Genomic DNA, 13,719 nt, shown 5'->3' on the forward strand with positions numbered 1-13,719 from the left:
GTTATGGCAAAAACAACGTATGATTTTGACATGATGCTCTCCAACGCCCGCGAGGCGTACGGCGAAGAGCTTTACAAAATGGCCAAGGAGGGCAAGGACTTCGTGTTCACGTTCAGTGACAATGTCGCCCCCTCGTCCTCGGCGGGCAAACTGCTCAAAGAGTTCCCCGAGCGCTGCTTTAACTTCGGCATTGCAGAACCAGATCAGGTGGGCGCGTCGGCCGGGCTGGCGTTTTCGGGCTGCACAGTGTTTTCACAGGTTTTCGGCCCTTTCCTGCCGCTGCGCGCGGCCGACCAGATCCATACCGATATCGCTTATAACGACGTCAAGGTGCGCCTGATCGGCACGCATTCGGGCGTGACCGCGGGCGGCGGCCCGACCCATAACGACATCGCCGACCTCGCGCTGTACCGCGCGATCCCCAACTTGACCGTCGTCGTCCCAGCGGACGCGGCGCAGTGCTGCAAGTTCATCCGCGCCTCGATGGATTACGACGGCCCGATGATCATCCGTATCGACCGCGCGGGTTCGCCCAACGTTTATGCAGAGGATTACGATTTGGAGATTGGCAAAGCGATCGAAACAATCGAGGGCACGGACGCTTCCATCATTTCATGCGGCTCCAACCTTTACGAATGCCTGATGGCCTCCCGCATGATGAAAGAGAAGCATGGCGTGAGCGTGGGCGTGCTCGATGTGCACACCGTCAAGCCGCTCGATACCGAAGCGATCCTGCGCGTGGCCGAAAGGACGGGCAACGTTGTCACGGTCGAGGATCACTCGATCAACGGCGGGCTGGGCGGCGCGGTAGCCGAGGTGCTGTGCGAAGCCGGCTACAAGGGGAATTTCAAGCGCGTGGGCATGCCGGACGAATTCGCCGTGCTCGGCTCGGTCGACGACATCTATCACTACTACGGCATGGACCGGGACGGCATTGTAGCGACGCTGGAAACCATGCTCAAACTGTAACGGGAAAGCGGGAGAAACAGTTATGACGACACAAGTGATGGGCTGCTGCGGCAAATATGTGCAGGGCTACGGAGCGATCCGCGAACTGAAAAAATATGTGGACTGGATGGGGGAGCGTTTTCTGGTCGTCGCCAGCAAAAACCGTATGCGCGATCTAAAGGACACGATCGCCGAGGCGCTTTCGGGCAAGGAGCTGCGCTTTTATGAGTTTTCGGGCGAGTGCAGTTGGCCGAACATCGAAAAGCTGATGCAGGCCGCCGCGGAATTCGGCGCGCAGACATTGGTCGGCGTGGGCGGCGGCAAGATCGTCGATTCGGTCAAGGCGGCGGCGTTTAAAAGCGGGCTGCTGCACGAGGTCATTATCCCGACCATTGCAGCCACCGATGCATACACCAGCGCGGCTTCCTGCATTTACGATGAGCAGACCCACATGATGACCGAGGCGATCAATTCCCCGAAAAACCCCGATCTGGTGCTGGCGGACACCGAGATATTGCTCAAGGCGCCGGTGCGGCAGTTCGTTTCCGGCATGGGCGACGCGCTTTCCACCTATGTGGGCGGCTTGGTGTGCCAGCAAAACTTTATTAACAATCACCATGGTGGCGTCGGCACGCACAGCGCGCTGGCGATTGCCAAGCTGTCGTATGACATGCTGTTTGCATACGGCGTGCAGGCAAAACTTGCCGCTGAGAAAAAAGCGCTCAGCGACGCATATAATGCTATAATAGAAGTAAATATCCTGATGAGCGGCATGGGTTTTGAAAACAACGGCTCCTCTTCAGACCACTGCTTTTATTTTGGCATGCTGGCGCTGCCGAACCGCGAAGAATATGTCTATCATGGCGAGGGCGTAGCCTTCTCTACCTGCTGCCAGTTGGTCATGCAAGGAGCATCAAACGACCAGCTCGATCAGGTCTACCGGTTCTGCCGCGACGTCGGTTTGCCGATTACCTTCGACGACATGCACCTCCCGGATCTGACCGACGAGGAATACGACATCATGACCCGCGCGGCGCTCGAGCAGGTTTTCATGAAGAACCAGCCGTTCGAGGTGACATACGAGAAGGTGCTCGGCGCCTACAAAGCCGCGGACGCCATCGGCCGACTGTACCATGAAGGAGGATCGCTTCTCTAATTATGAATAAGCGGCAGTACATGAAAAACATCGAAGAGCTTGCGTTTTCCGGCTATAAGTTTGTCGTGTACTATGCGGAGACGCTCGACCAATGGATCGCCGAGTTTCCGCATAACCATCCGCTGTATGAGATTTATTATGTGCTGGAGGGGTCTATCCGCATCAATATCGCGGGAAGTACACAGGAGCTTGCCGCGGGGCAGGCCTGTGTGCTGGCCAAGGATGTGAAGCACCATGTTTATTACAATCCTGATGTTCCCAAACGCTACTTTGCACTCATTTTTGATCTTGTCCCCTGCGAGCAGCTTGCAATGAACGGGCCGGATGGTCCCTTGGAGTTTTCCGATATCACGCAGGCGCTCGCGCCGGTCGATACGGTCGGCTATCAGGTGGTTTCCGACCTGCCGGCCGTCGAGCCGCTTATCGGGCGGCTGAACGCCGAGCTGCGCGAAAAGCGGCTGGGCTGGAATACGCAGGCCGTCCTGCTGTGCTATCAAATCGCCATCCAGACACTGCGTCAGCTCGGCGCAGCGAAAGTGCGCGATACACACTTCGCGGGGCGGGAGAATCTGGCGATGCAGGGGTCGATGTATATCCACGCGCATTACCCGGAAAACGTTTCCGTGGAAAACGCGGCGGAGGCGCTCAACGTTTCGCCGCGGCATCTGAGCCGCGCCTATAAAGCGATGTTTTCCACCACCTTCATCAAGAATACCAACCTGCTCCGCATCGCCTATGCGAAAAACTACCTGTGCACCACCGATTATTCCATTGAAGAGATCGCGGAAAAAATCGGGTTTTCTTCGCCCCGCGCGCTATACAAGCTGTTCCAGCAATATGAAGGGCTTTCTCTTTCCCAATACCGCGAACAGCATAAAAAAGGAAAACCAGAGGACTGACGGGATTGCTTGCAAAAACGAAAAAGGGATGAAAACAGCCTGTTTTCATCCCTTTTTCTTATTTATCCTGCGGAATTTGCTTTAAAATCTCGATCGGGCCGCAGCCTGCGCATTTGGCGCAGTCGTGCATGCAGGCCATCGGGTCGTCCGGGTCTTCCTCGCGCGCAAGGTCGAGGATGGACGGGTCGCCTTGCTTTTCGCCCACCAGAAATTTGGCGACCGCCTCTTCCGCCGCGCCCTCACAGCCGGGAACGAGCAGCACGCCCATCATTTCGAGGGCGTTCCGCGAAGCGATGCCCAGCGTGCCGCAGATGAGCACGTCCACCTTTTCCTCATTCACCAGCTTGAGCATGGCCGTGTGGCTGCCATCCGCCCACGGGGCAATGTGTTTGGCGGTCGGCAGGCCGTCCTCGGCGGTGACGATCAGAAACTCCCGGCACGCGCCGGAAAGCGCCGCGACCTGCCCGTTTTCACAGGCTACCGCAATATTCATAGCAAGCCCTCCAACGCGGCCATCGCGCCGGAAAGCGCGTCCGGTAGCTTGGCGTCCTCAATTTTGCCCGCGTCCACTGCTTCGGCGAGCTTGGGGTCGATCGGCAGCTTTGCGAGCACGTTCAGCTCATACTGCGCGGCCACCTGATCGAGCTTGCTTTCGCCAAACACGGAAATGTGCTTGCCGCAGTCCGGGCAGGCAAGATAGCTGTAATTTTCGACCACGCCGATGAGCGGGATATTCATCATCTTGGCCATCTTGACTGCCTTGCCGACGATCATGGAGACCAGATCCTGCGGCGAGGTAACGACCAGAATGCCGTCCACCGGCAGGGACTGGAATACGGTCAGCGGCACGTCGCCCGTGCCGGGCGGCATATCGACGAACAGGAAATCGACCTCGTCCCACAACACGTCCGACCAGAACTGCTTGACGGTCTCCGCGATGATCGGCCCGCGGTAGATGACCGGGTCGTCCTCATTGGGCAAAACGAGGTTGATGGAGATCATCTGCACGCCGCCCTCGCTTCGCGCGGGCAGGATGCCGTCCTCGGTGCCGTCCAGATGGCCGTGCACGCCAAAGGTCTTGGGGATGGAGGGGCCGGTGATGTCGGCGTCCAGAATGCCGCAGGTGTAGCCCTTGCGGGTCATGCCGACCGCGAGGGACGAGGTCAGCAGGCTTTTGCCGACGCCGCCCTTGCCGGAAACGACGCCGATCACTTTTTTTATGGATGCTTTCGGGTTCGCGGCGACTTGCAGGCTCTTTTCCGAGCCGCAGTTCGACGAACAGGATTCGCAGTTATGCGAACAACCCATGGTTAACAACTCCTATCTTGGCTAAAACGCTAAGAATAGTATACCGCAACGTGGAGGCATTATCAAGAGGGGGCGCATAGGCTGTTTTATGGAGGGAATGCCAATGAAACAGTCTAATTCACAATATTTTGCATCGATTATCACAGGCGGCCTGCCGGATGCGGCGGCAGTCGTGCAGGGCGCGCCGGGCGGGCGGCAGATAGAAGGGACCGTGTCCTTTTACCAGACGCCGCAGGGCGTACTGGTCACCGCCGCTGTGCGCGGCCTACCGGTTAACCGCATGGCGTGCGCCCAGCCGATCTGCGCACTGCACATCCATGAGGGCGGCTCGTGTTCGGGTACGGCGGGAAAGCCGTTCGCGAACGCGCTCGGGCACTTTAACCCCGGGAATTGCCCGCATCCGTACCACGCGGGCGACCTGCCGCCGCTTTTCGTCGACCGCACGGGCTTCGCTTGGATGGCCGTGCTGACCGACCGCTTCCGCTTGCCGGACGTGACCGGTAAGACCGTCATCATCCACGCAAAGCCGGACGATTTCACAACCCAGCCCTCGGGAGGCGCGGGCGATATGATCGCGTGCGGCGTGATCGCGCCGGTGAGGCGCTGAATAAAAAGCGAACAGGAAAGCGCCCCGGGCCTGTTGGGGGAAACAGGATTCCGGGGCGCTTTCCTCATCTCACAATAAAAAGGGGGGTAAAAAAGAGAAATAAAAGATCGGTAGGCTGCTGTGCCAGCGGGGGATTGCGGCTTCCCTTGCTGACAATCACAGTATACCCCGCGGCGGGCGCGGATGTGTGAATAGATTTTGAACATCCTGTGAAAGAATTGTTTCAGCTGCCACAAAGCGGAAAAACGCCCGTTTTGCGGAGGGGGAAACCGCGAAACGGGCGTTTTTCAATTGACAGAAAAAAGGGGGAAAGAGAAGAATCAAAAAGTTTGGCTTTTTGCAACAGGGCTTCGTGACTTCCCTGACTACGTGTTTAGTATACCGCGCTTTTTTGCCAAAAGTGTGAACGGCGTTTGAACATCCTGTGAAAGGTTTTTAAAGGCTTCACGCGGACGGGAAAAGGCCCCTGCTTTGTTGGGGGAAACAAAGCAGGGGCCTTTTCGTTCGGTTCACAAAATAAAGGGGGGTAAAAAAGAGAAATAAAAGATCGGTAGGCTGCTGTGTCAAAGTGGGGATTGCGGCTTCCCTACCTGACAATCACAGTATAACGCCGCAAAAAGGAGAATGTGTGAATAAAAAATGAACAGCTTGTGAAGCTTTTGTTTCCGTCTGTCAGGAACGCTTTTTCAGCAGTCGGATATCGTCCCCAAAGAAGCGCAGCGCGAGAAATTCCCCCAAAAGGCGCGAGGCGACCGCGGGCGAATATTTTTCCGAAAGCGTTTCAGGCAGCAGGTTGGTGTTGACAATCATCGGCCGCTTTGCCATCAGGCGATTGTTGATGAGGTTATAAAGCGCGGACACGGTGAACGCCGTACCCATTTCGGTGCCCATGTCGTCGATGATGAGCAGGTCGGCGCGCTCATAACGCTCGGTGCGCCGCGCGGCGCTTTCGCCGTCCCCGTTGCCGAATTTGAGCGTTTCATACGCGGCGACAATGTTGATCGCCGTATCGTACGCGACTGAAAAGCCGCGTGCCGCGACCGCGTCGGCGATACAAGTGGACAAAAAGGTCTTGCCCAGCCCGGTAGAGCCGTACAGCAGCAAGTTGGGAGACGCATGGCTGAACTGCGCGGCATAGGCCTTGCACTCATCCAGATTATATTCCATATTTTCGCGCGGCGACACGCCGAGGCGCGCGTCCGGGCGCGCGGAATAATAATCAAAGCGGAATTTTTTGAAATTCTGATCCTGGATCGGCAGCACGGCGGACAGTTCCTCCTGAAGCATCCGCGCACACCGCTCTTTCATGCAGCCGCAAAGCGCGCTGCCGACATAGCCGGAGTCCCCGCACTGCGGGCACGCGGGCTTGTCGGACAGGTAATCGGCGGCAAAGCCGTTTTGCGAAAGGAGTGCGGCGCGCTCCTCCTGCAAGGCGAGGTTGTTTTCGCGGATGCGCGCGACCGCTCTCTCGGGGTCGCCGCCCGATTCGAGCGCGGCGCGCAGCACGGCGGCGGCGGTCGCGGAGAGCTGGCGGTCGATCTGCCGCACGCGCGGCGCCTTTGCGTAGACCTCGGCGCGGCGGGCGTTGAGTTCGTCCTGCCGTGCGGCGCGTTCGCGTTCCAGCTCGCGCCGTGCGGCGGCGAGGATGCGTTTCTCAATTGCCATTTGACGGTTCCTCCGATTGTGCGCGGTGGCGCTTGACGCGCGCGGCCCAGTCCTGCTCCCATGCGGCGAGCGTGGCGCTGTCGGTCGGCGCGGGCTCGTGGGTCTGGCCGACGGCCGCGCGGGTCTCCGGCTCAAGCGCGGTGATCTCGCTGACGGTATGTACGCCCTTGCCGTCCCACTGGCGCAGGATGCCGAGCGTGTAGTCGAGGCTCAAACGCCCCTGCTGCTTCTCGCAGCGCTGCACCGCGAGCGCGACCGCCTCGGGCGGGAACCCGTGGGAAAGCGCAAACGCGCAAACGCGCTGTTCCTTGGGCGCGGGAGCGTCCCCCTGTGTGCCAAGGGCTTTGTAGACCGCCTCGGACAACGGCTTTTCGCTCGATTTCCGCGCGAGGTAGCTTTGCGCGTCGCGCGCGGAATAGATGCCCATATCGGCCCACGCATAGGTCTCGCGCCGGATGTCGGCCAGCCGCACCGTCCCTTTTTCTTTTTTGAGATACGCCAAAAGCTCGATGATGGCCTCGGCGGACAGCCCCAAATGGTCGTAAGCGGTGAGTAGGCAGCGGAGCTGGCCCTCGGTGAGCGTGCGGCCAAGTGTGTCCTCGGCTGTCTGGCACACGGCGGAAAAGCGATGGTCGTCCCCGCGGGCGCGGCGCAGCTCGTCCGGCGTATACTGGGGAAGCTGGGGCTTGTCCGCCGGTTCGGCAGCGGCGGCGGGCGCGGTCAGCGAGCGCAGGGTGAACGCGGCGCGTTCATAGCGGTCGCGCGGCAGGTGCAGCGCGCGCTGGACGGTTTTATCCTCCGCCCCGTCGCCATGACGCAGGACATATAAATAGAGCAGGGCGGCGTCGCCGTCGCCGACGGCGATCAGCTTGTCCAGCGTTTCGCAGCTTGCAACGCGCAGTTCGCCCTCGGGCAGCAGAGACATACCGGCTTTCCTTTCCCAAAACGTGTTTTCGTATCTCCCATTATACCTTGCGCCTCAAAAAGACGCAAGGGGGACGGGAATTTTATCAAAAATGCTGATGCAATTTGCGTGCCGGTGTTGTATAATGTTTTTGTTAATGCAATTTCGGACTTTTTTTGTCCAAATGAGAACGGAAGGATTCGTTTATGGAGAATATCACCGCCGCCCTTGTTGGCGGACTGTTTGACGCGGACGGCGTTGCCGCGTTCACCCGCCCGGTTCTGTTTGGCACAGCCGGGGACGTTGTCCTGCACGCGCTCCCCGAAACCGTGGGAACGCGGTTTTTCGCGCATACCGCGGAGGAAAGCGCGCTTCCCGGCACGCAGGACCTGCCGCTTGCCGAAAACCGGTTCGCCTCGCTCGCCGGCCTGCCTGAGTGCGGGCATGTGCTGGTCGCCGCCGCGCCGTTCGCCCTTGCGGAGGACGACGCGCTTTCCCATCTGCTGGAAAGCCACACGGCGGCGGGCTACGGCGTGAGTGTGCTGACCGGCGACCGCCAGGGCTACGACGCCGAGGGCCAGTCCATCCCGGCGGATAAGGAATGCCTCGTCGCGGTCTTTGCGTATGAGTTCCTGCTAAAGGCAGTCGACAGAGGCGCGGACACGCTCGACGGGCTGGTTTCCGCCGCGGTTGCCGCGGGCGCGCAAAAGGGCGTCGCGGTGACCAATGAGATCGTCCCCATCCGGGACGGCTCCTCGGCCTATATCGCGTTCCGCTCGATGGTCAGCCGCGTAAACTTCGGCCTTATCGAACAGGGCGTTCAGATCTTCGACCCCGCGGGCACCTACATCGCGCCCGACGCGAAGATCGCCCCCGGCGCGACCATCCTGCCCGGCTGCCACATTCGCCCGGGCTGCGAGGTGGGCGCGGGCGCGGTCATCGGCCCCAATTCGATCCTTGAAAAGTGCAAAATCGGCGCGGGGACGACGGTCAACAACTCGCAGGTCTATGAATCCACGGTCGGCGCGCACGTCACGGTCGGCCCGTTCGCCTATATCCGCCCGCAGTGTGTGGTGGGAGACAATTGCCGCATCGGCGACTTCGTCGAGCTCAAGAAATCGACCATCGGAAACGGCACCAAGGTTTCCCATCTCACCTATATCGGCGACGCGATGGTCGGCGAGCGGGTGAATTTCGGCTGCGGCACGGTCGTCGTCAACTACGACGGCTACCATAAGACCCAGACCGTTATCGGCGACGATTGCTTTATCGGCTGCAACACCAATCTGGTGTCCCCGGTCAAGCTGGGCGACCGCGTGTTCACAGCCGCCGGGACGACGGTAACCAAGGACGTGCAGGACGGCGCGCTTGCCGTCGCCCGCGCGCGGCAGACCGTGCTGGACGGCTGGAACGACCGCCGCCGCGCCGCGCATGAAAAAGAGAAAAAATAATCCGGGACAGTTCGGGGAATAAAAGAAAACAGACGGAGGGGCAAATCGAAATGATTTCTCACGGAAAAAACATCAAGATCTTCGCCGGCAACTCACATCCGGCGCTGGCCATGCAGATCGCATCCGCGCTCGGCCTGTCGATCGGCAAGTCGACCATCTCGACCTTTGCGGACGGCGAAATTTCAGTGTCGGTGCAGGAGTCGGTGCGCGGGTCGGACGTATTCCTCGTCCAGTCCACGTGCGGGCCGGTCAACAACAACCTGATGGAAATGCTCATCATGATCGATTCTTGTAAACGCGCGTCGGCGGGCCGCATCACGGCGGTCATCCCGTATTTCGGCTACGCGCGGCAGGATCGTAAGAGCAAGGCGCGCGATCCGATCTCGGCAAAGCTGGTCGCCAACCTGATCACGGCGGCGGGCGCCGACCGGGTGCTGACCATGGACCTGCACGCTGCGCAGATCCAGGGCTTTTTTGATATCCCGGTAGACAATATGCTCGGCTCTTCCGTGCTCATCCCGTATATCGCGGGTAAATTCGGCGTCGGCACCGACGATACGGTGATCGTCTCGCCTGACCTCGGCTCGGTCACACGCGCGCGGAAATTCACCGAAAAGCTGGATATGCCCCTTGCCATCGTCGACAAACGCCGCCCCAAGGCCAACGTTTCCGAGGTCATGAACATCATCGGCAACGTCGAGGGCAAAAAGGTCATCCTGGTGGACGATCTGATCGATACCGCCGGCACGCTGTGCCACGCGGCGGACGCGCTCGTCGAAAAGGGCGGCGCGACTGAGGTTTACGCCTGCGCGACGCACGGCGTGCTGTCCGGCCCGGCCATCGAACGCATTCAGTCGAGCCCCATCCGGGAGCTTGCGCTGCTTGATACCATCCCGCTTGCGCCCGAAAAGAAGATCGACAAGATCAAGCTGCTTTCGACCGCGCCGGTATTCACCGAGGCGATCGCCCGCATCTATGAAGAAGTTTCGGTTTCCACGCTGTTTGATTAAATGGACACGGAAAAGGGGCTGCTGCGAATGCGCAGCAGCCCCTTTTGCATAAGAAAGAGGGAAGTGCATGAAGATTTTAGCGGTCGGCGATATCGTCGGCGAGGCGGGGCTGGATACGCTCTCCGCGCTTTTGCGCCGTGTGAAGCGCGAACACGGGATCGATTTTACCGTGGTCAACGGCGAAAACGCCGCGGGCGTCGGGCTGACGCCCAAACAGGCCGATGAAATGCTTGCCGCGGGCGCGGACGTGCTGACGCTCGGCAACCACACGTGGGGGAAACGGCAGATCGTACCCTATCTGGACGACAGCCCGTATATCCTGCGGCCGGCGAACTATGCGCCGCAGGCGCCGGGACGGGGCGCGGCCGTTTTCGACGGGCCGCAGGCCTCGCGCATCCTGGTGGTGAACCTGATCGGCCGGTGCGACATGCAGTTTGGCCCGGACAACCCGTTTTTGTGCGCGGACAGGGTGCTCGCGGAATATGCGGGGCAATATGATATCGCCCTGTGCGATTTCCATGCGAACGCCACGAGCGAAAAGATCGCGATGGGCTACTATCTGGACGGCCGCGTGTCCGCTATCTGGGGCACGCACACGCATGTGCAGACGGCGGACGAGCGGATAAACCCCAAGGGGAGCGGGTACATCACCGATATCGGTATGACCGGCCCGATCATTTCCGTTTTGGGCGTGTGCCCGGAGCAGTCGATCGCGATGTTCCGCGGCGACCTGACGGAATATTTTAAAACCGCCCCCGGCGACTGTGCGCTTTCGGGAGCGGTCTTTGAGATCAGCATGGATGGGAAGTGCCGGTCGGTGCGCCGGGTCTGGGAGCGATATGCGCGATGAGCCCCGCATCGGCGGCGGGTTTCGCGCCGTCCTGCCAGTCGTTATAATCGGTGATGCCGCGGCCCACGTTGGGATGGAAGTGCGAGTAGGCCGCGTCCGCCGAAAACAGCGCGACCAGCACGGCGCACAGCGCAAGCTGCGCGGAGGGAGACAGCTTATCGATCAGCCCGGCGAGCAGGGGGGCGGCAAAATAGACGACCGCGCAGCAGCCCAGACCGAATACGACCGCGCCCTCCAGGCAGATGCGGCCGTTCAGGTTCATAAAATAGCCGCTGTAATCCCACCAGCGCACGCCCTTGGTGACCTCTAAGTACCAACTCGTGAAATATTCGACGACCGAGCAGACCACCATGGAGACAAAGAACGTCGCCACCGGGCTTTTAAACAGCTTTTTCAACAGGATGAGCACGAGCGCGCCGCCCGCGCCGTAGATCGGCAGCCACGGACCGAGCATGGTGCCGCGGTTGATGAACATGCCCTGCGTGACGATGTGCAGCGCGACCTCCCACATCCATCCGGCAAACGAAAACGCGAAAAACAGCAGAATGAGCGTTTTTACATTGTAGCGGCGGTTGTAATCAAATTTGTGGTGGTGCTGATAATGGAACACCGCGCCGCTTTGCGGCGTGTGGACGGCCGTATCGTCGATCGGGGGCTTTTGCCCCTCCGGCTGTTGGCCGCCGAATGCCGGAATGGTGAACAATTCGCACCCGGGCGCGTTCCGGTCGAGCTGATCCTGCCGCAGCGCGGCATACAGTCCGGCAAATGTGGCGGATTTGTAGCCGTTGACAAAGAAAAGAGATAAAAGCCCGGTCAGCCCGCCGGCAATGGAACCGCTCAGCAGCGGCTGGCCGGCGGCCATGCCGATGAGCATGCCCAGAAGCGCCGCGAGCAGGGACGGAACAAGCGTCCACTGCAAATAAAAGGTCAGGTCGATCACAAAACAGCGCCATTTATTGCCGTGCATCATCCGGCGGGACAGCGCGATCGCCTCACGCGGCTTTGCCTGCGGATTCTCCGCGAGGATATACGGCACCATGCGGTACGAATAGCTTTTAATGGCAAAGCCGACAAGCGTCAGCCCCCAGAGGAACAGATAAACGGTTTTGAGCAGCATGGCTTTGACCGTGTTCCACCAGTTCCCACGGTGATAAGGCGTAAACATGGCCGCGATACTGATATGGTCCTGCGCGCGGCTTTCCAGGAAAAACCGCCGCGCGCCGACCTGCAAAATGCCCACGACCCAAATGGAAAGCCACACGCCGCCTAACATACCGAGCACGGCGAGCAGCACACCGCCCACACCTGACGCACCCGAGCGGCTGAGAAAGGCAAACATCGAGGAGAACGGACCGGTCAGCGTGTCGAAATATGGTTTTACCGACGCGTCGGCCGCCGCCCACATCGGATGTGTGCCGTCTGCCACATCGATGCGCAGCCATTCCAGCATGGTGTCCCAGTTGGACATGGCTTCGCTCTGGACAACAACCTCGGCGTCCGGCTTCATGTTTTCCGCGCTGAAGTCATGGATGAAGCTGACGGAGTCGGCAAATTCCGCCCCGGCGAACGCCAGCACAAAGCAGACGGCGGCAGCAGCCCAGAAATTCCGCAAAAAATTCTGCTTGCCGCACCGCTTCAACTCTTTTCGATCCCACATAAAATGAACCCTCTCTTTATTTACCCGAAATGATTGGAGATAAGAATGCTCGCATTTATTTTCGCACCCTTTTACATCCTCGTCAACCTTTATTTGGTGCGCTGGGTGCTGCGCTGGACGGGGGCGTGTCACAAGGTCTTCGGCAGTAAAACGTTCCGTGTGATTTTCATTTCCATATATGTGTTTGCGTCGCTCACACCGCTGACTTCTTTTGTCATTCACTCGCCTGCGTGGCTGCATCGGCTGCTGGAGCAGATTAGCAACTATTGGTTTGGCTGGCTGGCCTATCTGATCCTCGCGGTTTTGCTGACCGAGGCCGTATTGTTTGCCGTTCGCCGGCTGCGCGGCAAGGACTTTGCGGAAATGCAGCGTGTTCGGCAGGTGCAGGGAGGCATTGCGCTTGCGCTGTTATGCGTGGTCAGCTTTTACGGCATGGCGCACGCAGAGCGGCTTTATATCACCGATTATACGGTGGAGATCGATAAACCCGGCGAAGATATGACAGTTGCGCTGCTGGCCGACCTGCACCTTGGATACAGCACCGACCCGGACTATATCGAAGAGGTTGCGCAGGCGGTAAACGAGATGCGGCCTGATCTGGTCGTGCTTGCGGGCGATATCTTTGATAATGAGTATGAAGCCGTTCCAGAGCCGGAGGCTGTTAAGGCGCTGCTGAAAAATATGCACAGCACCTATGGTACATACGCCTGCTGGGGCAACCATGATTTGAAAGAACCCATTCTGGCAGGCTTCACTTGGAGCACGAAGGACGAGAATAAAAACGACCCGCGCATGGAGCGGTTCCTAACCGAGGCGGGTATTACGCTTTTGGCTGATCAGACCGAAACGCTGCCAAACGGCGTGCAGCTCGCCGGACGTAAGGATCCGGCGCGCGCCAAAAAAGTTGGCGAGGCGCGCCGTACGCCGGAAGAACTGCTGGGAACGCTCGACCAAAGCGCGCCCATCTTCGTCATTGACCACCAGCCTAAGGAGCTGGCCGAGCTTGCGGCAGCCGGAGCGGATCTCGACCTTTCCGGGCACACGCATGACGGGCAGGTGTTTCCGGGCAACCTAATCATCAAGCTGATGTGGCGCAACGCGTGCGGCTATTTGAATGTGAACGGCATGCACTCGGTCGTCACCTCGGGCGTGGGCGTGTGGGGGCCGGCCATGCGTGTCGGCACCAAAAGCGAGGTTGCTCGCATCCATGTGCGTTTCACAGGATGAAACACATTTGTCCATGTGGCAAGAACAACCGAAAAAG

The 13,719-nt window shown here is 59.5% G+C and carries 12 protein-coding genes and 1 pseudogene; 8 read left to right on the top strand and 5 right to left on the bottom strand.

Annotated features, from left to right (window positions below):
* The first annotated feature begins 3 nt into the window (after positions 1-3).
* Genes SO058_RS01030 through SO058_RS01040 form a run of 3 tightly spaced genes read left to right on the top strand, consistent with a single transcriptional unit; the run spans position 4 to position 3,003 of the window.
* Entirely contained in the window at positions 4-969 is a 966-nt protein-coding gene (locus SO058_RS01030) for a transketolase family protein (protein ID WP_320841149.1), read from the top strand.
* A 22-nt stretch (positions 970-991) separates the two neighbouring features.
* Positions 992-2,104 carry a glycerol dehydrogenase gene (locus tag SO058_RS01035; protein ID WP_320841150.1) on the top strand — a complete coding sequence of 371 codons (1,113 nt, stop codon included), beginning with the start codon at positions 992-994 and terminating at the stop codon, positions 2,102-2,104.
* A 20-nt stretch (positions 2,105-2,124) separates the two neighbouring features.
* Positions 2,125-3,003 (top strand): AraC family transcriptional regulator, encoded by an 879-nt coding sequence (locus tag SO058_RS01040; protein WP_320841151.1) that lies wholly within the window; start codon positions 2,125-2,127, stop codon positions 3,001-3,003.
* 58 nt (positions 3,004-3,061) lie between these two features.
* Here the strand turns inward: SO058_RS01040 and SO058_RS01045 are convergent, their stop codons facing one another.
* Together SO058_RS01045 and SO058_RS01050 are read right to left on the bottom strand one after the other, a co-directional pair.
* Positions 3,062-3,496: a NifB/NifX family molybdenum-iron cluster-binding protein gene (locus tag SO058_RS01045; protein WP_320841152.1), complete on the bottom strand. Its 435-nt coding sequence runs from the start codon at positions 3,494-3,496 to the stop codon at positions 3,062-3,064.
* Positions 3,493-4,311, bottom strand: a complete 819-nt coding sequence (locus SO058_RS01050) for a P-loop NTPase (protein ID WP_320841153.1) — start codon at positions 4,309-4,311, stop codon at positions 3,493-3,495. The genes SO058_RS01045 and SO058_RS01050 overlap by 4 nt, the downstream gene beginning before the upstream one ends.
* A 103-nt stretch (positions 4,312-4,414) precedes the next feature.
* On the opposite strand from SO058_RS01050, the gene SO058_RS01055 reads away from it, so the two are divergent.
* A complete protein-coding gene (locus SO058_RS01055; RefSeq protein ID WP_320841154.1) occupies positions 4,415-4,918 on the top strand; it encodes a superoxide dismutase family protein in 504 nt (167 codons plus the stop codon).
* 672 nt (positions 4,919-5,590) lie between these two features.
* On the opposite strand, the gene SO058_RS01060 is transcribed toward SO058_RS01055, so the two are convergent.
* Together SO058_RS01060 and SO058_RS01065 are read right to left on the bottom strand one after the other, a co-directional pair.
* The gene (locus tag SO058_RS01060) at positions 5,591-6,583 is read right to left on the bottom strand and encodes an ATP-binding protein (protein ID WP_320841155.1); all 993 of its coding nucleotides are present in this window, start codon (positions 6,581-6,583) and stop codon (positions 5,591-5,593) included.
* Complete coding sequence (locus tag SO058_RS01065) at positions 6,573-7,508, bottom strand: DnaD domain-containing protein (RefSeq protein WP_320841156.1); 936 nt, start codon at positions 7,506-7,508, stop codon at positions 6,573-6,575. Before SO058_RS01065 ends, SO058_RS01060 begins: the two co-directional genes overlap by 11 nt.
* Positions 7,509-8,356: 848 nt before the next feature.
* Here SO058_RS01065 and SO058_RS11100 point away from each other — a divergent pair.
* The 3 genes and pseudogenes from SO058_RS11100 to SO058_RS01080 all read left to right on the top strand — a co-directional run.
* Positions 8,357-8,938, top strand: a pseudogene (locus SO058_RS11100) (DapH/DapD/GlmU-related protein); the annotation flags it as partial.
* Positions 8,939-8,988: 50 nt separating this feature from the next.
* Positions 8,989-9,948, top strand: a complete 960-nt coding sequence (locus tag SO058_RS01075) for a ribose-phosphate pyrophosphokinase (protein WP_320841158.1) — start codon at positions 8,989-8,991, stop codon at positions 9,946-9,948.
* Between the two features lie 67 nt (positions 9,949-10,015).
* Positions 10,016-10,798, top strand: a complete 783-nt coding sequence (locus SO058_RS01080) for a TIGR00282 family metallophosphoesterase (protein ID WP_320841159.1) — start codon at positions 10,016-10,018, stop codon at positions 10,796-10,798.
* Here the strand turns inward: SO058_RS01080 and SO058_RS01085 are convergent.
* Positions 10,740-12,455, bottom strand: coding sequence for a DUF975 family protein (locus SO058_RS01085; RefSeq protein ID WP_320841160.1), 1,716 nt, complete (start codon positions 12,453-12,455; stop codon positions 10,740-10,742). The genes SO058_RS01080 and SO058_RS01085 overlap by 59 nt on opposite strands.
* Positions 12,456-12,500: 45 nt before the next feature.
* Between SO058_RS01085 and SO058_RS01090 the strand changes: the two genes are divergently transcribed.
* Positions 12,501-13,682 (top strand): metallophosphoesterase, encoded by a 1,182-nt coding sequence (locus SO058_RS01090; RefSeq protein WP_320841161.1) that lies wholly within the window; start codon positions 12,501-12,503, stop codon positions 13,680-13,682.
* The last annotated feature ends 37 nt before the right edge of the window (positions 13,683-13,719 follow it).

Origin of the sequence: Agathobaculum sp., assembly GCF_034098985.1 — a bacterium.
Taxonomy (GTDB): Bacteria; Bacillota; Clostridia; order Oscillospirales; family Butyricicoccaceae; genus Agathobaculum.